Source organism: Ensifer canadensis, assembly GCF_017488845.2.
Lineage (GTDB): Bacteria > Pseudomonadota > Alphaproteobacteria > Rhizobiales > Rhizobiaceae > Ensifer > Ensifer canadensis.
The window spans coordinates 1,719,637-1,740,408 of sequence record NZ_CP083371.1 but is presented as its reverse complement, the minus strand read 5'-3'; the positions used below and the strand labels follow the sequence as shown (position 1 = coordinate 1,740,408).

Below are 20,772 nucleotides of genomic sequence, written 5' to 3'. Positions count from 1 at the left end.
ACGCGCGGCGATCCTCGCGCACGTTCATTGAGGGAACCTGTCATCAGCCGGAAAAACAAACGATGTCCGGTTCAATCAGTGACGAGGTCTTCAACTCGGCTCTGTCGGATGACCTTTGCACGAGGACAATCGGTTGCCCGTGACAGCGCCATAGCGCCGCTCGAAATCGGCGGCGATATCGGAGATGGCGATCTCGCCCAATCGCGCGAGCAGCAGGGTCTCTGCCTCATCGAGTGTTCGCTCCAGCGCCGAATTGACAGCCTGTTCGACCAGGCATTGCGGTTCGTCGGTTGCGACACCCATGGCGAAGAAGCCGGGACTGCCGATGGTTCGATAGACGTCGAGGAGGGTGATCTCGGAAAGCGGCCGCGACAACGTCCAACCGCCGCCATGGCCCTTCTCGGACGACACGTAACCGGCATCGCGAAGGCCGGCCATCGTCCGGCGCACGACGACGGAGTTCGTGCCGAGCATCCGGGCAATGGTTTCGGATGTCATCGGCGCTGCGTGCTTTTCCATGTGCAGCAACACATGCAGCAGCCGTGAAAGCCGTCCGTCCTGGCGCATTGGCAATCTTCCCTGTTTCGCATCTGATAGCATGGATAGTGCCGCCTAGGGGAGGCCGCCGTTTCATTGTCCAGCGGCGTGACGACCGGACCCGCTGCAGTCGCTGTCAGTCGAACATCAGCGAGCGGTGGGTTGCAGCTCCGGCCATGGCACCGTCTCCAACGGCGAGCGCGACCGACCCCGTCGGCCTTGCCGCATCTCCGCAGGCAAATACGCCCGGAACCGTCGTTGCCTTCATCGCATCGGTTCGGATGTAGCGTCCGAGCGGGCCGTCGTCCAAGGTGCAGCCGAGCTGTTCGGAAAATGGCGCCGAGACCACCGTCCTGGTGGTGGTGAATATGCCGTCCATCGGCAACACCCGCCCGTCCTTCATGACGACATCGACCCGTTCACCCTCGATCCTGTCGATAAGCCCGTGCTCCAGCGTGACATTGCGCCATGCAAGCTGCTGTAGCTGGTCCGCGTCGGGCTCGAATGCACCGTTGAGAAAGAAGGTGGTCGGACCCCAGTCCGGCAGCATCAGCGCCTGATGCATCGAAAGGGGCGACGTCGCGAGCACGCCGATCCTACCCTGGTCGAGTTCGTAGCCATGGCAATAGGGGCAATGGAAGACGCTCCTGCCCCAGCGTTCGGCAAGCCCGTCAAGATCCGGCAGGACGTCGGTGACGCCGGTGGCGAGGACAAGCCGTTTGCCAGTGACATCGGGGCCCTGCTGCAGGGCGACCTTGAAGCCATCCTGCACACGTTCGGCACTTATGGCGGCAGTCTGCAGCCATTCGACCGACCGGTATTCCATCAATTGCGAGCGGGCTTCGGCGGCGATTTCAGCCGGCGCGCTGCCATCCTGGGTCAGGAAACCGTGCGATGTCGCGGCGAAACGGTTCCGCCGCATTCCGGTGTCGATAACCAGCACGCTCCTGCGGGCGCGGGCGAGTTGAAGGCCGGCGGAAAGGCCGGCGTAGCTGCCGCCAAGGATGATTACGTCATGGGTCATATCGGGCCTCTTCGTCTCAAGATCGTATCTTTATAAGTTACGTGAAGTTGGCTTTCAATATCACGAAACAACAAAAGTTCCATGACTGAGCCTGGCGGCGATGGCTGGCGCCTCAGGATCGGCTCCGGCCGAAAGACGCGAGGCTACGGATAGCTTTGCTGGCGGGGCGGACCAATAGGACCGTCGCTCAAGTTGCTCTGGCGCGATTTCAAGGCAGACAAAAATCCGCCTGTTTGGTAGTCGACTGGATATTATCGTTGCGTGTTCAGCCTCTGTCCCCGGCATCGGGGATCGGAACGCTTCCCGCCAAGGTCCCGCACGGGACGCCCCCGATGAACGACCGGATTTCCCATGCTTCGCAGTTTGTACAATTGGACGATGGACCTCGCTGGCCGGAAGTCCGCCGCATGGTGGCTGGCGCTGGTAGCCTTTGTCGAAAGCTCCGTCTTCGTCGTTCCGGCAGACGTCCTGTTCCTGCCGATGGTGCTGGCAAAACCGCATAGGGCCTATCGTTATGCCTTCATTGCCACACTGTTCTCGGTGCTCGGCGGCATCGCGGGCTGGTTCCTCGGACACTACGCCTTCGACGCGATCGCCCGTCCAATCCTGCAGTTCTACGGCAAGATCGATGCGTTCGAATCGATGCGCGCTTCGGTCGACATGGAGGCAATCGTGCTTCTGCTGGTGACATCGGGGCTTGCGCACGTGCCGCCGATGAAGGTCGTCACCATCCTCTCTGGTGCCGCCAATGTCAGCCTTGGCATGTTCATCGCGTCGGCGGTGATCACGCGCGGCGCGCGCTTCTTCATTTTGGCGGCGGTTCTTCGCCGGCACGGCGAAGCCGTCCGGCATTTCATCGAGAAGCGCCTGGGGTTGATTGCAGCCGTCGCTGCGGCCGTGCTGATCCTGCTTTACGGCGTCTACGTTCTCGCAAAATAACAACAGCGAAGCTGTGCCGAAAGCCTGCCTGCCGTCGGTGGAGGCAAAGGCTTAACGGCCATTTCGGCCCGACAGTGCGCGCCTTGAGGTATTTGGCAAGGCGTTATTCCGTCCATCCGCGCGCAGCGTCTACCGCAAATTGATATCTTGCAAACCGTCGGCAAGCGGCAGCCAAATGGGGGAGATCCAGGTCGCCCAGTAAAGTCTCCGAGAGGCAAGTGTTCATGCGGCTTATCGTTGTCAACGACGTGTCGGAGGCCCTGGGCGGTGCGACCAAGGTCGCGCTCCAATGCATTGAGGCAGGCGTTGCGGCGGGGCTCGACTGTTCCGTTCTGGTCGGGGATGACGGTGCGGGCATTCGCTTGCGATTCCCGGGCGTACAGGTGGAGGCGCTGGGCGAGCGCCCCTTGCGCGACGGCGTCCGCTTCGCAAACCTGTTCGACAGGAATTTCAACGGCCGCGCCTACCGTGCCTTGCGCCGATTGCTCAAGTCCGGAAGTGACACGGTCGTTCATGTTCACGGTTGGTCACAGATCCTGTCCCCTTCGATTTTTCACGCGCTGGAGCGCAGTGACGCCAAGGTCATCGTTACCGCGCATGATTTCTTTCTGAGCTGTCCGAACGGCGCGTATGCTCATTTCGGGAAGGGCGATATCTGCGAGGAGAAACCGCTGACTGCCGGTTGCTTGGCCAGCGCCTGCGACAAGCGCAACTACCTTCACAAGCTGTGGCGTTTCGGCCGTTCGATGACCCAGAGCGCCGCGGGTGAGGTCTTCTGGGGCCGCGTCGGTGTCATTCTCGCGCATGAAGCCATGGAACCTTACCTGAGCACGGGCTCGCTTCGAAACTTCCTGACGTTGCGCACGCCGTCGACGCCGCTCACGCGGTTTCCCGTTGAAGCCTGGAAGAACGAACGCGCCATGTTTCTTGGCCGCATGACGGTAGAAAAGGGCGTCCGTACGCTGGCCGAGGCGCTCAACGTGACGGGCAAGGCGGCGACCTTGATTGGACAAGGGCCGTTGCTCCAGGAAATACAACACACACTTCCTCACTGTCATGTTCCGGGATGGCTTGATGACGGCGAGGTTACCGCCGTCGCGGCCAAGGCACGCTATTTTTTCATGCCGTCGCGGATGCCCGAACCCTACGGTCTCGTCGCCGCCGAGGCGCTGATGTCGGGCATACCGGTGATCGCCAGCAGCAATGCGCTCATTGCCAGAGAAATCGAAGAGAACCAGGCGGGGCTGGTTTTTCAGAGCGGCAATGCCCGATCCCTCGCCGAGAAGATGGTGCTGATGGAAAACGACGATCTCGTTCGGCGTTTGAGCGAGGGTGCATTCGCCTATGGCAAGAGGATCGCGCCTTCGCGCGATGAATGGCACCAGCGGATGGTCGATATCTATGCCGGACGGATCAAATTTTCGATCCGTGATGTGATGACAGGGGCGGTGGGGCGACCTGGACATCCAGAGTTTGGGATGGCCAGCCGGATCTGAAAGGGAGAGAGGATGGCGCGTGCATTGGTGACTGGCGGAGCCGGATTTGTGGGACGCCATCTCTGCGGCAAGCTGATGTCGGAAGGTGTCGAGGTCGTTTGCGTCGATAAGCTCGCGCGCGGAACCGGGGCAATGCGTCCTGAGGATTGGCCGAACCCGCCGAGGGGCGGCTTCTCCCTCATCGAGGAGGATTGCCGCCGCTACTTCGATCGCTCCGACGACCGTTTCGACATGGTGTTTCATCTCGCCGCGATGGTCGGCGGTCGTGTCATGCTGGAGACCCAGACGCTTCTGGTTGCTGAGGATCTCGCGGTGGACACCGATATGTGGCGCTGGGCCGCGCGCACGCGTCCGGGATCCGTCATCTATTTCAGCTCGAGTGCCGCTTATCCCGTGAGCCTCCAGCGCCCGGAAGGGTACCGCAAGCTGAGCGAAGACATGATCGACTTCGAGCACACGATCGGCGTCCCGGATCTGAGTTATGGCTGGGCGAAGCTCAGCGGCGAATACCTCATGAAGCTTTATGTCGAGAATTATGGCGGGCGGGCGGTCGCCTACCGGCCGTTCAGCGGCTACGGCGAGGATCAGGACCTGAGCTATCCATTCCCGGCGATCTGCAGACGGCTCCTCGATGAGCGCGGCACGGAAGAGGTTTTCGTCTGGGGCTCGGGCCGGCAATGTCGCGACTTCATCCATATCTCGGATTGCGTCGATTTCGTCTGGCGAACCTTTACCCGGTTGCAGAACGGCGCATCTCTCAACATCTCCACCGGCATCGCCACCTCCTTCATTGAACTCGCCCAACTGGTCAGCCGGTGCATCGGCTGGGAGCCGAGAGTAAGCGGCCGGTCAGACAAGCCCGAGGGCGTGTTCTTCCGTTGTGGCGATACGGCGCTGCAGGCGTCCTATGGCCTTGCGCCGCGCATCGATCTTCAGGCCGGCGTGGCGCGGGCGCTCGACCAAATGCAATCGAAGCGACCCTATGCACTCGGTGGCGTTGCCTCTCAATAGCCGGATGCGGGCGGCGCAACCGGCTGTTCGGCAAAGTTCGCACGCAGGCGGCTGGTCGCTCCCACGAGCAGGCTAACATCGTTCCCAACAGCGACGAAGAGCGCGCCCAGTTCGAGGTAGCGCTTGGCGAGTGCGGTGTCCGAGGTCAGGATGCCGGCAGCCTTGCCGTGCGACTGTATGCGCGCGAGTGCAGCCTCGACCGCCTCCTGCACCTCGGGTGCCCCGGGCCGGCCAAGGAAGCCCATGTCGGCCGCCAGATCCGCCGGACCGATGAAGACGCCATCGACCCCTTCGGTCGACGCAATTTCGTCCAGTGCCGCCAGTCCCGCACGGCTTTCCACCTGCAACAGCAGGCAGATCTCGGCATTGGCGGTCGGGAGATAATCATCAATGCGGTTGAAGGCCGACGCGCGGGCAAGCGCTGCGCCGACGCCGCGCATGCCGTGGGGCGGATACCGCACGGCACGGACCAGCGCGCGGGCCTGTTCGCCGGTCTCGACCATAGGCACCAGCAGCGTCTGCGCGCCGAGATCGAGAAGCTGCTTGATCAGCCACGCCTCGCCGATCGGCGGGCGGATGATCGGATGGCTCGTCGAACTGGAGAGCGCCTGGAGCTGCGCCATCATCAGCGGCACGTCGTTCGGGGCATGTTCGCCGTCGATCAGCAGCCAGTCGAAACCGGCACCGCCGCAGATCTCGGCGGCGTAGGGATTGGCGAGGGCCAGCCAAAGGCCGATCTGCGGCCGGCCCTCGGAAAGGGCAAGCTTGAACATATTGCGTGGAGCAGGCATGGGCGCACCCTATTCGAAGAAGCAGCTGACGGTTCCCTGCGGCCCGAAATCGGCGACGATGGTGTCGCCGTGCCGGGCCTCGACGGGGCGGATGAACGAGCCGGCAAGCACAATCTGGCCGGCGTCGATGCGGTCGCCATAGCTGGCAAGCCGGTTGGCAAGCCAAGCGATGCCGCGGGCCGGATGGTTGAGAACGCCTGCACCAAGCCCGGTTTCTTCAACCGCGGCATTGCGCGAGACGATGGCGCCCATCCAGCGCATGTCGACATCCTGCGGGCGCATGGCGCGGCCGCCGATGACGATGCCGGCATTGGCGGCATTGTCGGAAATGGTGTCGACGATGGTTCGGGCCTTCTTCGTTTCCGGATCGACACGCAGGATGCGTGTGTCGAGAATCTCGAGCGCTGGAGTGACGTAGTCGGTAGCATTGAGGACGTCGAAGACGCTGACATTGGGGCCGGCGAGCGGCGCCTTCATGACGAAAGCGATCTCGGCCTCGATGCGCGGCTGGATGAAACGATCCCTGGGGATCGTGGCGCCGTCCTCGAACATCATGTCGTCGAACAACACGCCGGAATCGGGAATATCGATGTTCAGCGCATATTGCATCGCCTTCGACGTCAGCCCGATCTTCCAGCCGATGACCCTGCGTCCGCGGGCGATCTTCTGCTTCACCCAGGCCGATTGCACGGCGTAGGCGTCGTCCATGGTCATGTCGGGATGCTTCAGGGAGAGAAGGCCGGTCTGGATACGGCTCGCCTCCGCCGCATCGAGCGTCCTTGCGGCATCGGCGATTTCGCTGGCGTTCAACACGGCTCACACCTCGTCGGCGATGGGGTTGCGAAGCAGGCCGATGCCATCGGCCTCGACCTCGACGACATCGCCGGGTTTCAGCCAGATCGGCGGGTCGAAGCGGGCGCCGGCACCGGTCGGCGTTCCCGTGACGATCACGTCGCCGGGCACCAGCGTGGTGAAGGTCGAGACGTAGTTGATGATCTTGCGGAAGGAGAAGATCATCCGGCTGGTTCGGTCCTGCTGGCGGACCCAACCATTGACGCGGGTTTCGAGCTTGATGTCTGCGATCTGCGCCTCGTCGGTGAAGGGAACCAGCCATGGCCCGATCGAACCCGTGCGGTCGAAGTTCTTGCCTTGCGTGACGTTGAACTTGGCGTGGCGCACCCAGTCGCGGATCGTGCCTTCGTTGCAGAGCGACAACGCAGCTATATGGTCGAGCGCCGAGCCTTCGGGGATGCGCCGGCCGCCCTTGCCGATGACGATGACGATCTCGCCCTCGTAGTCGAGCTGCGGGCTTTCAGGCGGGCGGATCAGCGGCTGTCCGTGCCCGGTAAAGGAGCGCGGAAAACGGATGAACAACGACGGGTTGGGAGGTGCTGCCTGCCCATCCCGGTACTCTTCGTTGCGATCGGGGAAATTGACTCCGACGCAGATGATCTTTTCCGGCGCGGGGATCGGGATTTCGAAGCGGATATCGGCGAGCGACACGTCGGGGGCGAGGGTGGCGGCTTCGTCCGCAAGCCTTGTCAGGGCGCCGTCGGCAATGACCTCGCGCAGCGTCGGCCATTTCGAGCAATAACGCCGGGACAGATCGATGATGCCGTGGTCGCTGACAAGGCCGTATCCCTGACCGTCGCTCGTGTAAAAACTGGCGAATTTCGCAAGCGTCATTTCAATCCTCCGGCCTGGTCGGGCGATGCCGACGGGCAGACATGTTTGATCCCGCAGATCACCGGTTAGCCATGCCCGCAGCGACCTCGGTGATGACATCGAAGGCGACATCGGCGTCCGCCTCGGTCATGTCGAACTGGCCTGCCTGGAAGCGGATGGCGACGCGGCCGTCGACCCGCGTCTGGGTCAGGTAAATGCGGCCATCGTCGTTGATGGCATTGACCAGCGCGATGTTGTGGGCGTCGCTGTCGGCGCCACCGCGATGGCGGAACGAGAACAGCGAGAAGCGCGGCGCGGTGACGATTTCGAAGTTTTCGTTCGCGCCGAGGCGCGCGGCCAGGCGATTTGCCCAGGCGACGTGGTTGCGGATCATCGTCTTCAGACCATCCAGCCCGTGGAAGCGCAGCAGGAACCACAGCTTCAGGGCGCGGAAGCGCCTTCCGAGCGGGATCGTCCATTCAGAATAGTTGATGATGCCGTCGCGGCCATGGGTCTTCAGATATTCCGGTTGGATCGCCAGCGTGCGGACGAGATCATCGGGATTGCGGATGAAATGGGCAGAGCAGTCGAACTGGGCGCCGAGCCATTTGTGCGGGTTGAAGACGACAGAATCCGCCTCTTCGACACCGGCCCAGAGCGAGCGGAATTCCTCGCAGATCATTGCCGACCCGGCCCATGCCGCATCGACATGGACATAAAGGCCGTGCTTGTGGGCGACGCGAACGACTTCGGCGATATCGTCGCAGGCGCCGGTGCTGGTGCCGCCGGTACAGGCAATGACGCCGGCCGGCAGGAAACCTGCGTCTTTATCCCTGATAATGGCCGCTTCGAGCGCTTGGCAGTCCATTGCGTGGAGCGGCCCGGCCGCCGGTATGCGCACGAGGTTTTCCTCGCCGATGCCCGACACCCAGATGGCCCGGTCGATCGAGGTGTGGACTTGGTCCGAGGAGTAGATGCGCAAGGGCGCGTGTGCGCTCAGTCCTTGCTTGTTGCCTTTCCAGTTCAAGGCGCGCTCGCGCATGACGAGTACGGCGGAGAGCGTGGCGGAGGACGCCGAGTCCTGGATCACGCCGGAAAAGCCGTCGGGCAGGCCGATCGCCTGGCGCAGCCAGTCGATCACCCTGGTTTCGAGCTCCGTGGCAGCGGGGGAGGTCTGCCACAGCATGCATTGGGCGGCCATCGCCGTCACCAGATATTCGGCGATGACGGAAACCGGGGCGGCGTTGGCAGGGAAATAGGCGAAGAAGCGCGGGTGCTGCCAATGGGTCATGCCCGGCAGGATGATGTTTTCGAAATCCTCGAAGATCGCCGCCATGTCCTCGCCGGTCTGGGGCGGCTTGCTCGGGATCTGGGCTGCGATCGCGCCCGGTGCCGTCTGGGCGCGAACAGGCCTGTCGCGTAGCGACGCCCGATAGGCCGATCCCCATTCCGCCGCTTTCTGCGACCACTCACCGAAAGTCTTCTCGTCCATAACGTTCCTCCCCTTGCGCCATTCGTGCCGGCCCTGTTGTGCCGGCATCCACCTTTCATGCCTCGATTTACGGGGCGATGATAGGTTGCGCCTTCAACGCCGGTTCCACCGTCTCGGCGTCTGCAAATTGGCTGCCCTCTTCGAACCAGGAGCGTGGCGCAGGCGCGCCCCAGAGCGTTTGGCGCTGCGGGTCCTTGAGATCCCATTTGATCGGTTCGAGATCGGGATCAACGGTCTGGTAGTCCGAGCAATAGATCTCGATGCGGTGGTTGTCGGGATCGCGGACATAGAGGAAGAAGGCATTGGAAATGCCATGACGTCCGGGGCCGCGCTCGATATTGGCGAGCCAGCCGGAGGTCGACATCAGGTCGAGCAGGTCGATGATGTTGAGCGGCGTCGGCACCCAGAAGGCGGTATGATGCAGGCGCGGGCCGCGACCATTGGTAAAGGCGATGTCGTGTACGCCGCCCTTGCGGTGGGTCCAGGCCGCCCAGAGCCGGCCGGTCTCCTCGTCGGCCGTATACTCGGTCACCCGGAAACCGATCTCGTTATAGAAGGCGACGGCGTCGTCGACATTGGGCGAGAAGCAGTTGAAATGGTCGATGCGCAGCGGCTTTACGCCGCGATAAAGCGCATATTTCTGATGGATCGGCGGCAGGCGGTCCATCTTCGAATAGAATTCCAAGGGAATGCCCTGCGGATCGCGGGTGCGGAAGGTGCGCGACTGATAGGGCCGCTCGATCCATTCGACCGGCAACCCCTTCTGCTTGAAGAAATGCGCCGCCTTGTCGAGGTCCTCGTCACCAAAGACCTTGAAACCGAGATCGCGGGCTTCGGCAGTCGCTGCCTTCTTCAGCACGATGCAGTGATGGCCGCGTTCTTCCATGGCGCGCAGATAGATCGTGTCGGCCGTCTCGTCGGTCACCTGCAGGCCCAGCACATCGACATAGAAGGCGCGCGATTTGGCGAGATCGGTGACGGCGAGTTCGACATGGCTCAGCCGCACGATGTTGAAAGGCGGGTGAAGGTTCGGCTTCGGTAAGGGCATTCTTGTCTCCTCCAGTTTTGGGCGGCGCGGTTCGTGTCTCGCGCTCAGCCGCCGAGCTTGGCGATCGCATGCGCCGAGCTGGCAAACGCGATGTTCTTGGTTTCCATGTAAAAGTCGAACGACCAGTCGCCGCCGTCGCGGCCGATGCCGGAGCTTTTGACGCCGCCAAAGGGCGTCGGCAGATGACGGACATTTTCGGAATTGACCCAAATCATCCCCGCCTCGAGATGATCGGTGAAGCGGAAGGCGCGCGTGATGTCGGAGGTCCAGAGGTAGCCGGTAAGGCCGTATTGAACGTCGTTGGCAAGCTCCAGCGCCTCCGCCTCGTCCTTGAAGGCAATGGCGGTCAGGACCGGCCCGAAGATCTCCTCCTGCGCGATCCGCATGGAATTGTTGGCGCCGGTAAAGAGCGTCGGCTGGACGTAGCAGCCGCCACCGGGGCCGTCGAACTTTGCACCGCCGGCAGCAACCGTCGCACCTTCTTCCTGGCCGATGCCGATGTATTCGAGCACCTTCTTTTCATGCTCCGGGTGGATCAGCGGCCCGACTACGGTTTCCGGATCGAGCGGATGACCGATCCTGATGCGCTTGGCCTTCTCGGCAACCAGCGCGGTAAAGCTGTTGTAGATGCTGTCTTCCACCAGCAGCCGAGAAGAGGAGGTGCAGCGTTCACCGTTCAGCGAATAGATCATGAAGACCGCGGCGTCAGCGGCGCGCTCCAGATCGGCGTCGGCAAAGACGACGACCGGGTTCTTGCCGCCGAGCTCGAAATGCACCCGCTTCAGCGTGTCGGCGCCCTGTTTCATGATCAGCGATCCCGTCCGGCTTTCGCCGACGAAGCCGATGGCCTTGATGGCAGGGTGCTCGGTCAGCGCCTTGCCGGCGTCCTCGCCAAAGCCGTTGACCAGGTTCCAGACACCCTTGGGTAGACCGGCTTCCTCGGCGATCTCGACGAGCAGGCGGGCCGTCAGCGGCGAGAACTCCGCCGGCTTGTGGACGATGGTGCAGCCGGCCGCGAGCGCGGGCGCTATCTTCCAAGTCGACAGCATGAACGGCGTGTTCCAGGGCGTGATGATGCCGACCGGGCCGATCGGTACGCGCGTGGTCATGTTGATCTGGTTGTCACCGCGTAGCACCTTGCCGTCGCGGGCCTCCGGTGCGCGATCGGCAAAGAAGCGAAAGTTCTCCGCACCACGCAGAGCGGCCTTGGCCATGAACTTGAGCGACTGCCCCGTGTCCATGCATTCGACGAAGGCAATCTCCTCGGCGCGCGCGACGATGGCATCGGCGATCTTGTGCAGAAGTTTTTTGCGCGTTTCGCCCGGCATGGCGGCCCAGGCTGGGAAGGCCTCCTTCGCGGCACGGGCAGCGCGGTCGATATCGGCTGCTTTGCCGCGTGAGACGGTTGCAAGCGGCTTGAGATCGACTGGCGAGATCGTCTCGAAGCTGTCGCCATCCAGCGCCGGCACGGCTTCGCCATTGATGTGGTTCAAGACGCCGTGCGTGCCGAAGCGGGCGAGATAGGCGTCCGCCTTCTTGAAGTTCTCGTCGAGTTTGGACATGTCATTCTCCAATCGTGGTGCGCTGCCGTTGTGCGGGCGCAGAAACTCTTGCCGACTTCTGCCGGGGTCAGTTGCCCTGCTTTCGAAGGCGCGGGTGGATCGCGTTCTTCTTCCAGCTGAGATCCGGGTCGATTTCGCGGATCTCCAGGCTGAGGGCGAAATGAGGTGTGTCGAAAAGGCTTGCGAGCTCTTGTGTGGCGGCATCGAAGATGGCCGTCCCGGTCGCCTGCTTTTCGGCGTCCGAGCGGCCCCAGCCGATTCGGAAGGACATGTCGATGAAACTGTTCTCAGGCAAGAGATCGGCAATCGCGTAGTCGGCGCTGCGGATTGCGCGCACGCGAACGGCGCCGGTTTCAAAGAGACCGGTGCCGAGGATGGTCTTGTGGATCGTGCGGCACAGGCGGTCGAAGTCGACGCGCGCGTCGAGATTGGCGGAATGTTCGATCGTGAAGTGCGGCATTTCCTGTCCCCCGTGTCTCTCTGTTTATTAATTAACACGTTAACAATATGCCGTTCCGTGTCAAGCGACTTTCGCTGTCGCCCGAAGCTCGCCGGCAATTGCAGAAAGGTGAAAAATCGCCCATAGATCGCGCATGAGCCGTGCGAAAACCCCGATCGAGCTTGGGCCCGACGCCCTTCTTCCCCACAATACGCGTCGGTCGCTGCCGATCGCGCTTCTGCGCGCGCGCGAAGCGGTGATGGGGCATTTCCGACCGATGCTGGCGCGTCACGAAATCACCGAGCAGCAATGGCGCGTCATCCGGATCCTCGCAGAATCCGGCAAGGTCGACGCGTCCGAGATGGCCGACAAGGCCTTCATTTTGGCGCCGAGCCTCACGCGTATCATCCGCTCGCTCGAGGAGCGCGGACTGATCACCAAGCACAAGGACGCCGACGACGGTCGTCGCGTGCTGCTCGAGATCGCGCCCGCGGGCATGCGCGTCATTGCCGATGTCAGCCCGGAAAGCCGGGCGATCTACGACCAGCTCGAAGCGCGTTACGGCCGCGAACGTGTTGAGGTGTTGCTCGACATGCTGGACGAGCTCGCAACGCTCGGCGATTGATAAGGCATCTGCATTCCTCATGCGAGGACCGGTAGCGCTTGCGCCAAGAGCAACGCCTCATCCGCGTAACGACGCACACGCGCCTCCGCGTCCGGAAGTTCCGGGCGCGCGGCAAACCAGCCGATATAGGTGAGGCTACGAAGCGCCATGAAGATCGGCAGCGCCGAAAGTGCCGGATCCGTCAATGGGCGCTTGCTTCTGTATCCTTCGATCAACGCCCTTTCGATCGCCTCGTAGGCCGGTTCATTGCGGTTCTTCAGGAGCGCCGTCGCGATATCGAACAGGCGAAAGCCGAAGCCCGCGTCGTCGAAATCGATGAACGCCACGCCGTCGTCACAAACCAGCACGTTCTCGCGCACGAGGTCGGCATGGACGAGGCCGTAGTCGAACTCGCCCGCAGGCACGTTTTCCAGAATGCTCCGAAGCCGATCGCGCAGAATGCCGAGCCCACACCTCTGCTCGACCGACAGGCCCTCGCAATCCCAGAAGCGGCCCCAGACCGGCCTTTCGCCAAGCAGGCCCGCGATGTCCCAGGCAGGACGTTTGAAGCCTGATGGCGCCGACCAGCGATCGGCAAGGTTGTGCATGTCGGCCATCATGGCCCCAAGCGCATGAAACAGGACGATCTGCCTCTCACCGCTATGCGCGAGCGGAACGCCGCTTTCACCGAACGGCGAGCCGTCCAGCCAGCTGACGATATCGGCATGCTGTGCGCCAAAATCATCGGTCGGGTCGAGATGCACGAGAAGACGGCCGTCCGGTGTCGCAATCGCGCTCGGCACCGTAAGGCCGCCGTCGCCCAAGGCTGTCATCCACTGCAGTTCGGAGCGCAGCGCGGCCTCGTCGTGATAACCCGGTCGGTGCAGTCTGAGCGCAGCCGGCTCGCCGTCGGCGAGGGTGACCCGGAAGACGGCGTTCTCCCGATATTTCAGCAGCTCGGGCCGCACGTCGGCAAGTCCCCAGTGGGTTATGGCTTCCAGTGCGCGGGCCTCGAGTGCTAGCAGCAGATGTTGTGGCAGATGCTCGGCCATGGCGCGTTCACAAGCCTGAAAGCACGTCGTCGAGGGTCGACAACATCAGGTCGGCGTTCTCCTTGGAGAACGGCATCGGCGGGCGGATCTTTGTCGCGCATTGATGGATGCCGAGCTTGCCCATCAGCACGCCACGCTCGCGCATGTCGTTGATGACCTTGGTGGCGAGTTCGGCGGCCGGCGTCTTGTTACCCCGGTCGAGCACGAGTTCCGCTCCGAAGAACAAGCCGCTGCCGCGCACGTCGCCGATGATGGCGTGCTTGTGCCTGAGCCGGTCGATGCCGGCCTTGGAATAGGCGCCGACCTCGCGGGCATTATCTACAAGCTTTTCATCCTCGATGACGTCGAGCACGGCCATTGCCGCGGCGCAGGACACCGGATTGCCGCCGAAGGTGTTGAAGTAGCGGAACGCCTTGCGGAACGCGTTCAGCGCATCGCTGCCGGCAACGACGCCGCCGATCGGATGGCCGTTGCCCATCGGCTTGCCTAGCGTGACGATGTCGGGGGTGATGCCGGCCTTCTGGTGGCCCCACATGTGCCCGCCCGTGCGGCCGAAACCGGGCTGGACCTCGTCGGCAATCACCACGCCGCCGGCTTTCCGCACGGCCGCAACGGTCCTGTCGAGGAAGCCCTCAGGTAGATCGGGGAAGCCCTCATTGGCGAAGAACGGGTCGATGATCAGCGCGGAAAAACCAAACGGGCTTTTCTGCAGCTCGGCGATCGCCTTTTCCACTTCGGCCGCAAACGCGATCGAAAAGGCTTCGCCGGAAACGCCGCCGAGTGGCCGGTAGCTATCCGGTGCCGGCACGTGGCGCACATGGCCGCCGAAGCCGCCGACCGGCGGCATCCGGGTGGAAAGCTGCGAAACGGAGGCAGTGTTGCCGTGATAGGTGTGATCGGTGGCGATGACCCCGGTTTTTCCGGTCACCGCCTGAGCCATGCGCAGGGCAATGTCGTTGGCCTCGCTGCCGGTGCAGGTCAGGATCGCTGTGTCTAGACTAGGATCGAACGTCGCGGTCAGTCGTTCGACATAGTCGAGGATACCCTCGTGCAGGTAGCGCGTGTGGGTGTTCAGCGTCGATGCCTGCCGGGTGATCGCTTCGACCACGCGGGGATGGCAATGGCCGACATGCGGCACATTGTTGTAGCAGTCGAGATAGCGTCTGCCGTCGGCGTCAAAGAGCCAGACGCCTTCTCCCCTGATGATATGGACCGGGTCGCTGTAAAACAGCGACATGTTCTTGCCGAGCAGCCGTTCGCGGCGTGCCAGCAGCGCTGCCGTGTTGCTCATGTCATTTGCCCCCGGCAGCACTCAGGCCGGCGTCGAGCGCCGAAAGAATGCGCGTGACATCCTCGGCAGTGATCACGAGTGGCGGCGACAGGATCACGTTCGGGCCGGAGGTGCGGACCATGACACCAGCCTCATAGGCTGCGTCCTGGACCTTCTGCACCACGTCCTTGGCAGCCGGCGATTTCTTTGCCTGGTCCGACACCAGTTCGAGCGCGCACATCAGGCCCTTACCGCGCACATCGCCGATGAGGTCGTGGTTGGCCTTCAGAGCTTGCAGGCCGGCCATCAACTCCTCGCCGCGCGCGCCCGCATTGGCCGCCACATCAAGGCGTTTTGTTTCCTTGAGGGTTGCAAGGGCGGCAGCCGCACCGACCGGGTGACCGGAATAGGTGTAGCCATGGCCGATCGAACCGGCAGCCGTCCTGTTGGTCTCGAAAGCCTCGGCAACCTTGTCCGAGATCATCACCGCGCCGAAGGGATAATAACCGTTGGTGATGGCCTTGGCCGTCGACATCAGGTCCGGCTTGACACCCCAAAGACGCGAACCGGTCCAGGCGCCGGTGCGGCCGAAGGCGGTGATCACCTCGTCAGCAATCAGCAGGATGCCGTGGCGATCGCAGATCTCGCGCATTAGCGGCATGAAGGTTTCGTGCGGCACGATCACGCCGCCGGCACCGAGCACCGGCTCCATGATCAGCGCGGCGATGGTGTCGGCCCCCTGGAAGGCGATCTCGTCTTCGAAGAGGCGGGCAATGCCCCTGGCGATCTCGGCGCCGTCCGTCGTCGCGAACGGATTGCGGTAGGTATAGGGGGCGGGAAGGTGGAAGACGCCCGGCAGCAGCGGCTCGTAGTTGCGGCGGAAATTAGAGTTGCCATTGACCGACGCGCCGCCGAAATGCGTGCCGTGGTAGCCCTTCTTCAGCGCGACGAATTTGGTGCGCTCCGGCTGGCCGTTGAGCTTGTGGTACTGGCGGGCGAGGCGAAGGCAGGTCTCGACCGAGTCCGAGCCGCCCGAGGTGAAGAACGAGCGGCTGAGGCCATCCTCCTTGAACCATTCGGCAAGTTCATAGGAAAGCTCGATCAGCGGCGAGTTGGTGGTGCCGCGGAAGGTCGAATAATAGGGCAGGTCGTCGAGCTGATCGCGGATCGCCTTCTTCACCGGCTCGCAGGAATAACCGAGATTGACGTTCCACAAGCCGCCGACCGCATCGAGTACCTTCTTGCCGTGGATGTCGACGATCTCCACGCCCTCACCGGCATTGATGATGCGCGGCGGCGTCGCGTGCATTTCGGCGGGGTGTGCCATCGGATGCCACAGGTGGCGGGCGTTGTTCTCGATGAGGAAATTGGTTTCGCGCATGTCTTGCTCCTGGTCAGTTCAAATGCCGAGCATCCGGAGGGCTCTGGCGTAGCTTTCGGCGGGTCTGGTGACATCGAAGTGCACGTTGGGCAGGGACACTGCCTCGGCGCCCTCAATGTTCTTTTTCTGGTCGTCGACGAAGACGCAGGCCTCTCGCGGCAGGCCGAGCTCGGAAAGTGCGAGTTCGTAGGCCCGCGGGTCCGGTTTCAGGATGCCGGTGTAGGTGGCATCGACGATGACGTCGAAAAGCTGGATCAGCGGGAAGCGCTTGCGAAACTCGACCCCGTAGAAAAGATCGAGCTCGTTGGAAAGAATGGCGAGCCTGATACCGGCGTCCTTGGCCTGTAGGATCGCATCGCGCGCTTCCGGGCGCAGCACCAGTTCCGGCTCGGCGCCGCGCGCGCGCTGGACGAAGGTCTTCATATCCGTCCAGTCTTCACCGACGAGGTGCCCGACTTCGCGGGTGCGCTCCGTCCAATAGTCGCGCTCGGTGATCTCGCGCCTCTGCATCGACACCCAGAGTGGATCGGTGGCGGTGTCGAACGGCCCCCGCCAGGTCAGGCTGCCGGGGGCAAGGCCGAGCGCGCGCTCGGTGACATCGTGGGTTTCAAACAGCGTGCGTGTAACGACGCCGCCGAAGTCGAGGATGAGAGCGCGATCCGTCACGGGCGGCCTCCCGGGATCACGCCGCGGGCGATCCAGTCGTCGAAGATGGCGAGCGCCTTTGCCGAAAACTCCGGTGCGTTGATGTGGCTGTCGATTTCATGAAGGCTGACGGAGGAGGGGACGGCGCGGCGCATCTCGTCGATGAAGGCGTCGAGCGCTTCAGGTTCGTGCAGCGGTTCCTCCGGCTTGTCCCATTCCTGGATGCCCTTGAGCGGCAGGATGAAGGCGACTTCGGCGCTGGTCACGGCGAGCTTGCCGCCGATGATGCGGGCGATCTCGCGCCGGCCTTCTGGCGATGTCGTCACCGAGCCCAGCAGCCGGTTGTGGGCATGATAGGGCCGGCCAGCTAAGGCTGCGGGCAATGCCTGCCAGGCGGGCAGGTCGACCATATCGACTGCTCCCGGTGCGACAAGCTGCGGAATTCCGGCGCGTCCGGCATTTTCCAGCCGATCTGGCCCTGACGTGACGACGGTGCCGTGATGATGGTTGCTGACTTCCTGGATGCAGAAGTCGAAGACGGCGGTAAAGCCGTTCTGTGCGGCAATCGCCTCGAAGGCGCGGCCGCCCATGCCGGTCGCATGAAACACTGCGACGTCATAGCCGCGGCGCTCAAGTTCGGGCTTCAGGTATTTCATGTATTTGAGGCAGCTCGATCCGAGCGAGGTCATGCCGATGAGCGGCCGCTCCTTGTCCGGTTTGGTGCCGAAGCGCGCCGCCCCGACGACGGCGCCACAGGCTTGCGAAAGCACCGACCGGCAAATGCCGTTGAGGCCGTAAAGTCCGCCCGCCCACAGGATCATCATCAGATCGGGCGCGATGCGTTCCGGCGGCAGCAGGTGCGAATAGGCGATCGTCGAGACGACGAACTTCGGCACGCCGAGCGGCAGGGCTGCAGCGACGTCGAGTGCCAGGTCCGTGCCCATCGAACCGCCGAGAATGATGACGCCATCGGCCTGGCCCGCATCGTAGAGGCTGCGGGTGAGGGCCGCCGCACCCTTGGCCATCAACTCCATCGCACTGTTTTCGTCGCCGCTTGCGGCAATCGCTACGATCGACGTGCCTGCCGCCTTGGCGATATCGTGACGGGAATATTCCGGCGCATAGGGCGGATCACCGAGAACGCTGACGTCGATCATCACAGGCAGGCCACCGGCCTCGCGAATGACGGATGCCATGAATTGAAGCTCTTCGCATTTGGTGTCTCCCGTCCCAACGACAAGGATGTTGGGTAGACGGTTCATCGCATTCATCAGCCGGCCCTCCTTGCCAGCGGATTGGCAGGCACCTGCTCCAACCCAAAGAATTTCTCCGAAATGCGTTTCGCGATCGCCGCCGTTGCCGGTCCGAGTTGCTCGATCGTGTCGGCATTGGCGCGGACCTGCGGTGCGGCAACGGCGATCGCGCCGATCGGCACGCTGTCCGGCGCACGGATCGGGGCGGCGACACTGATGACGCCGCTTTCGAGCCCCTGCTGGCTGATCGAATAGCCGCGGTGGGCGGTCTCTACGAGCAGGCGGCGAAGTTCTGTTTTCGACGTGATCGTGTACTCGGTGAAGGCTTCAAGGGGCATGGACAGTGCATCTTCGATCTGCCTTGCCGGGCAGAAGGCGAGGAAGGCGTGGCCGGATGCGGTCGCATGGAAGGGCAACGCGCTGCCGATGTCGACGATGACCCGATGGGCGCGCGGCGAATCTTCCACGTGAACGGTCGAAAGCCGGTCGGCGACGAATTCCGAGAGATGCACGGTCTCGCCTGATGTGCTGGCAAGCTCTTTTACGAATGGAATGGCGAGCGTGAGAAAGGGGAACCGTGCTTCCCGGATGCGGGCAAGCCGGACCGGCGCGCCGCCGATGCGGTAGCGCTTGGTATCCGGATCCTGTTCGACGAAACCGTGTTTTTCAAGCTCGACGAGAAAGCGTCGCGCCGTCGCCTTGTCGAGCACGCAATGCCTGGCGATGTCGCTCAAGCCCACTTCCCTGTCCAGTCGCGAGATCGCGTCCAACAGGGTCAGTGCCTTACCGATGGTGCTCATCCAGTCCTCCGTCGTTGAGCGCCGCCGTCAGTGATCCCGATGCCTGTTCCCTTGATTCCCAGGCGGTTTGGTCGCCCGTATCGCGTTTTTATCCGGCCGAGATACTTAACATGCGAAATAACTTGACAGGTCGCCGTGGCATTTGCAAGTCTATATTTGAAGCAACGGTTTGAATATTGAACCGATTATTGCGCGCGGCCAAGAACAAAAAGCAACATGGTCAGCAGCAGCTTCGCGGAGGATGCCTTTGGAGAGATGGACCTGAGGCGAAGGCAAATAGTGCCAAGAAAAGGGGAGCTAAGAAGCTATGGACAATCAATCGTCGCCCGCAACCGGCGCCAACCAGCTGCGCAGGAATGCGCTCGGAGTCGGTGCCGTCACATTTCTCGTGGTATCGGCCGCCGCGCCGTTGACGGCGGTCGCCGGCGGTGTGCCGCTGGCAATGCTGCTCGGCAACGGCGCCGGCATTCCCGGCACGTTTCTGCTGGTCACGCTGATCCTTCTGATGTTTTCGATCGGCTACGTCGCCATGGCGCGGCATATCCGCAACGCCGGCGCCTTCTACGCCTATACCGCGCAGGGGCTCGGCGGGTTGATGGGCGGTGCCGCCGCGATGATCGCGATCCTTGCCTATAACGCGATGCAGATCGGCGTCTTCGGCCTGTTCGGCGCGGCGACCGCCGGCCTCTTTGCCGGGCTCGGCCTCGACCTGCCCTGGTGGGTCTGGACCTTCATCGGCATCGCGATTGTCGGCGTTCTCGGCTACCGCCGCGTCGACCTGTCAGCGAAAGTGCTGACGGTGCTCGTCATTCTCGAATATCTCGTCGTGCTGGTCATCGACGTTGCGATCATCGCCAAGGGCGGCGACAGCGGCCTGACGATGACGTCCTTCGCGCCTTCGGCCCTGATGTCCGGCTCGCCGTCGATCGGCATCCTGTTCTGCTTTGCAGCCTTCATCGGCTTCGAGGCGACGACGATCTACAGCGAGGAAGCCCGCGATCCGCACAGGACCGTGCCGCGCGCGACCTATATTTCCGTGCTGATTATCGGCGTTTTCTACATGCTGACATCCTGGCTGATGGTGAATGCGGCCGGTGCAGACAAGCTGGTGCCGGAACTGCAGGGCCTTGCCGATCCGACCACCTTCCTCTTCGGTCTCGCCGAGCGCTATGCCGGAGGCTGGCTGCCGCCGATCATGAATGTACTCTTCGTCACCAGCCTGTTTGCCGGCGTGTTGGCGTTTCACAATGGTGTCGCCCGCTATCTCTACGTCGCTGGCCGCGAGCGCCTGTTGCCGGCTTCGATCGGCGTCACCCATCCGGTCTACCATAGCCCGCACGCCGGCTCGGTCATCCAGACGATTACAGCTGTGCTTGTCGTTGCGCTGTTTGCGGCAACCGGACAGGATCCGGTGCTGGCGCTGTTTTCCTGGCTGACCAATGTCGGCACGCTGGCCGTGATGGTGCTGATGGCGTTTACCGCCTTTGCCATCGTCGCTTTCTTCAATCGCAATCCGGGATTGGAATCGAATGCGCTGGTGACCAAGATCATCCCGGTCATCACAGGCATCATCCTGATTGCAGTGATCATCGCCATTGCGATCAACTTCGGCGACCTCGCCGGCGCCACCGGTCTGCTTGCGGTCTTCCTGCCCGGACTTGTCGTTATCGCTGGCGTCATCGGGCTTGGCTTGGCGGCGATGCTCAAATCGGGCCGTCCGCTCGAATTTGCCCGGCTTGGCGCCGGCCAGGAGATCTGATCCG

Annotated in this window: 20 protein-coding genes; 5 read left to right on the top strand and 15 right to left on the bottom strand. The window is 62.8% G+C overall.

The features are described from left to right. Positions 1 to 90: 90 nt before the first annotated feature. Together J3R84_RS27690 and J3R84_RS27685 are read right to left on the bottom strand one after the other, a co-directional pair. Positions 91 to 567 (bottom strand): Rrf2 family transcriptional regulator, encoded by a 477-nt coding sequence (locus tag J3R84_RS27690; protein ID WP_025428268.1) that lies wholly within the window; start codon positions 565 to 567, stop codon positions 91 to 93. A 106-nt stretch (positions 568 to 673) separates the two neighbouring features. Next, the gene (locus J3R84_RS27685) at positions 674 to 1,561 is read right to left on the bottom strand and encodes an NAD(P)/FAD-dependent oxidoreductase (protein WP_057225056.1); all 888 of its coding nucleotides are present in this window, start codon (positions 1,559 to 1,561) and stop codon (positions 674 to 676) included. Between the two features lie 351 nt (positions 1,562 to 1,912). Here J3R84_RS27685 and J3R84_RS27680 point away from each other — a divergent pair, with 351 nt between their 5' ends. The 3 genes from J3R84_RS27680 to J3R84_RS27670 all read left to right on the top strand — a co-directional run bounded on the left by J3R84_RS27680 (position 1,913) and on the right by J3R84_RS27670 (position 5,007). After that, positions 1,913 to 2,500 carry a YqaA family protein gene (locus J3R84_RS27680; protein ID WP_057207375.1) on the top strand — a complete coding sequence of 196 codons (588 nt, stop codon included), beginning with the start codon at positions 1,913 to 1,915 and terminating at the stop codon, positions 2,498 to 2,500. Positions 2,501 to 2,724: 224 nt separating this feature from the next. Further along, a complete protein-coding gene (locus tag J3R84_RS27675) occupies positions 2,725 to 3,996 on the top strand; it encodes a glycosyltransferase (protein ID WP_063991849.1) in 1,272 nt (423 codons plus the stop codon). A 12-nt stretch (positions 3,997 to 4,008) separates the two neighbouring features. Then, positions 4,009 to 5,007 (top strand): NAD-dependent epimerase/dehydratase family protein, encoded by a 999-nt coding sequence (locus J3R84_RS27670; RefSeq protein ID WP_057207374.1) that lies wholly within the window; start codon positions 4,009 to 4,011, stop codon positions 5,005 to 5,007. On the opposite strand, the gene hpaI is transcribed toward J3R84_RS27670, so the two are convergent. The 7 genes from hpaI to J3R84_RS27635 form a co-directional block, all read right to left on the bottom strand. Then, on the bottom strand, positions 5,001 to 5,798 hold the full coding sequence (gene hpaI / locus J3R84_RS27665) for a 4-hydroxy-2-oxoheptanedioate aldolase (protein WP_203529012.1): 798 nt from the start codon (positions 5,796 to 5,798) through the stop codon (positions 5,001 to 5,003). The genes J3R84_RS27670 and hpaI overlap by 7 nt on opposite strands. Positions 5,799 to 5,807: 9 nt before the next feature. Continuing rightward, a complete protein-coding gene (gene hpaH / locus J3R84_RS27660; RefSeq protein ID WP_057214618.1) occupies positions 5,808 to 6,611 on the bottom strand; it encodes a 2-oxo-hept-4-ene-1,7-dioate hydratase in 804 nt (267 codons plus the stop codon). Positions 6,612 to 6,614: 3 nt separating this feature from the next. Further along, positions 6,615 to 7,484: a fumarylacetoacetate hydrolase family protein gene (locus J3R84_RS27655; RefSeq protein WP_057214615.1), complete on the bottom strand. Its 870-nt coding sequence runs from the start codon at positions 7,482 to 7,484 to the stop codon at positions 6,615 to 6,617. A 58-nt stretch (positions 7,485 to 7,542) separates the two neighbouring features. After that, positions 7,543 to 8,955 (bottom strand): pyridoxal phosphate-dependent decarboxylase family protein, encoded by a 1,413-nt coding sequence (locus J3R84_RS27650; RefSeq protein WP_025428276.1) that lies wholly within the window; start codon positions 8,953 to 8,955, stop codon positions 7,543 to 7,545. Between the two features lie 67 nt (positions 8,956 to 9,022). Then, positions 9,023 to 10,003, bottom strand: a complete 981-nt coding sequence (gene hpaD, locus J3R84_RS27645) for a 3,4-dihydroxyphenylacetate 2,3-dioxygenase (protein WP_084815034.1) — start codon at positions 10,001 to 10,003, stop codon at positions 9,023 to 9,025. A gap of 44 nt (positions 10,004 to 10,047) precedes the next feature. Continuing rightward, positions 10,048 to 11,565: a 5-carboxymethyl-2-hydroxymuconate semialdehyde dehydrogenase gene (hpaE, locus tag J3R84_RS27640; protein WP_057225047.1), complete on the bottom strand. Its 1,518-nt coding sequence runs from the start codon at positions 11,563 to 11,565 to the stop codon at positions 10,048 to 10,050. Positions 11,566 to 11,632: 67 nt separating this feature from the next. Further along, on the bottom strand, positions 11,633 to 12,025 hold the full coding sequence (locus J3R84_RS27635; RefSeq protein WP_057225045.1) for a 5-carboxymethyl-2-hydroxymuconate Delta-isomerase: 393 nt from the start codon (positions 12,023 to 12,025) through the stop codon (positions 11,633 to 11,635). 133 nt (positions 12,026 to 12,158) lie between these two features. Here J3R84_RS27635 and hpaR point away from each other — a divergent pair, with 133 nt between their 5' ends. Next, positions 12,159 to 12,629, top strand: a complete 471-nt coding sequence (gene hpaR / locus J3R84_RS27630) for a homoprotocatechuate degradation operon regulator HpaR (RefSeq protein WP_057225044.1) — start codon at positions 12,159 to 12,161, stop codon at positions 12,627 to 12,629. A gap of 17 nt (positions 12,630 to 12,646) precedes the next feature. Here hpaR and J3R84_RS27625 read toward each other — a convergent pair whose 3' ends face one another. The 6 genes from J3R84_RS27625 to J3R84_RS27600 are packed head-to-tail and all read right to left on the bottom strand — an operon-like array spanning position 12,647 to position 19,009. After that, entirely contained in the window at positions 12,647 to 13,660 is a 1,014-nt protein-coding gene (locus J3R84_RS27625; protein ID WP_084815033.1) for a phosphotransferase enzyme family protein, read from the bottom strand. Between the two features lie 7 nt (positions 13,661 to 13,667). Continuing rightward, complete coding sequence (locus tag J3R84_RS27620) at positions 13,668 to 14,951, bottom strand: aspartate aminotransferase family protein (RefSeq protein WP_203529013.1); 1,284 nt, start codon at positions 14,949 to 14,951, stop codon at positions 13,668 to 13,670. A gap of 1 nt (position 14,952) precedes the next feature. Then, the gene (locus tag J3R84_RS27615) at positions 14,953 to 16,311 is read right to left on the bottom strand and encodes an aspartate aminotransferase family protein (protein WP_057225038.1); all 1,359 of its coding nucleotides are present in this window, start codon (positions 16,309 to 16,311) and stop codon (positions 14,953 to 14,955) included. Between the two features lie 18 nt (positions 16,312 to 16,329). Further along, positions 16,330 to 16,977, bottom strand: a complete 648-nt coding sequence (locus J3R84_RS27610; protein ID WP_057220701.1) for an HAD family hydrolase — start codon at positions 16,975 to 16,977, stop codon at positions 16,330 to 16,332. Beyond that, positions 16,974 to 18,227 (bottom strand): Tm-1-like ATP-binding domain-containing protein, encoded by a 1,254-nt coding sequence (locus J3R84_RS27605; RefSeq protein WP_057225035.1) that lies wholly within the window; start codon positions 18,225 to 18,227, stop codon positions 16,974 to 16,976. The genes J3R84_RS27610 and J3R84_RS27605 overlap by 4 nt, the downstream gene beginning before the upstream one ends. Then, complete coding sequence (locus J3R84_RS27600; protein ID WP_057225033.1) at positions 18,227 to 19,009, bottom strand: IclR family transcriptional regulator; 783 nt, start codon at positions 19,007 to 19,009, stop codon at positions 18,227 to 18,229. The genes J3R84_RS27605 and J3R84_RS27600 overlap by 1 nt, the downstream gene beginning before the upstream one ends. Before the next feature lie 307 nt (positions 19,010 to 19,316). Here J3R84_RS27600 and J3R84_RS27595 point away from each other — a divergent pair, with 307 nt between their 5' ends. Continuing rightward, positions 19,317 to 20,768: an APC family permease gene (locus J3R84_RS27595; RefSeq protein ID WP_057225031.1), complete on the top strand. Its 1,452-nt coding sequence runs from the start codon at positions 19,317 to 19,319 to the stop codon at positions 20,766 to 20,768. Positions 20,769 to 20,772 lie beyond the last annotated feature (4 nt).

What these genes read in the sequence shown, in the direction of transcription:
- J3R84_RS27690 (WP_025428268.1), bottom strand. Translation starts at nt 567, where the DNA reads ATGCGCCAGGACGGACGGCTTTCACGGCTGCTGCATGTGTTGCTGCAC.
- J3R84_RS27685 (WP_057225056.1), bottom strand. Translation starts at nt 1,561, where the DNA reads ATGACCCATGACGTAATCATCCTTGGCGGCAGCTACGCCGGCCTTTCC.
- J3R84_RS27680 (WP_057207375.1), top strand. Translation starts at nt 1,913, where the DNA reads ATGCTTCGCAGTTTGTACAATTGGACGATGGACCTCGCTGGCCGGAAG.
- J3R84_RS27675 (WP_063991849.1), top strand. Translation starts at nt 2,725, where the DNA reads ATGCGGCTTATCGTTGTCAACGACGTGTCGGAGGCCCTGGGCGGTGCG.
- J3R84_RS27670 (WP_057207374.1), top strand. Translation starts at nt 4,009, where the DNA reads ATGGCGCGTGCATTGGTGACTGGCGGAGCCGGATTTGTGGGACGCCAT.
- hpaI (WP_203529012.1), bottom strand. Translation starts at nt 5,798, where the DNA reads ATGCCTGCTCCACGCAATATGTTCAAGCTTGCCCTTTCCGAGGGCCGG.
- J3R84_RS27655 (WP_057214615.1), bottom strand. Translation starts at nt 7,484, where the DNA reads ATGACGCTTGCGAAATTCGCCAGTTTTTACACGAGCGACGGTCAGGGA.
- J3R84_RS27650 (WP_025428276.1), bottom strand. Translation starts at nt 8,955, where the DNA reads ATGGACGAGAAGACTTTCGGTGAGTGGTCGCAGAAAGCGGCGGAATGG.
- hpaD (WP_084815034.1), bottom strand. Translation starts at nt 10,003, where the DNA reads ATGCCCTTACCGAAGCCGAACCTTCACCCGCCTTTCAACATCGTGCGG.
- hpaE (WP_057225047.1), bottom strand. Translation starts at nt 11,565, where the DNA reads ATGTCCAAACTCGACGAGAACTTCAAGAAGGCGGACGCCTATCTCGCC.
- J3R84_RS27635 (WP_057225045.1), bottom strand. Translation starts at nt 12,025, where the DNA reads ATGCCGCACTTCACGATCGAACATTCCGCCAATCTCGACGCGCGCGTC.
- hpaR (WP_057225044.1), top strand. Translation starts at nt 12,159, where the DNA reads ATGAGCCGTGCGAAAACCCCGATCGAGCTTGGGCCCGACGCCCTTCTT.
- J3R84_RS27625 (WP_084815033.1), bottom strand. Translation starts at nt 13,660, where the DNA reads ATGGCCGAGCATCTGCCACAACATCTGCTGCTAGCACTCGAGGCCCGC.
- J3R84_RS27620 (WP_203529013.1), bottom strand. Translation starts at nt 14,951, where the DNA reads ATGAGCAACACGGCAGCGCTGCTGGCACGCCGCGAACGGCTGCTCGGC.
- J3R84_RS27615 (WP_057225038.1), bottom strand. Translation starts at nt 16,311, where the DNA reads ATGCGCGAAACCAATTTCCTCATCGAGAACAACGCCCGCCACCTGTGG.
- J3R84_RS27605 (WP_057225035.1), bottom strand. Translation starts at nt 18,227, where the DNA reads ATGAATGCGATGAACCGTCTACCCAACATCCTTGTCGTTGGGACGGGA.
- J3R84_RS27600 (WP_057225033.1), bottom strand. Translation starts at nt 19,009, where the DNA reads ATGAGCACCATCGGTAAGGCACTGACCCTGTTGGACGCGATCTCGCGA.
- J3R84_RS27595 (WP_057225031.1), top strand. Translation starts at nt 19,317, where the DNA reads ATGGACAATCAATCGTCGCCCGCAACCGGCGCCAACCAGCTGCGCAGG.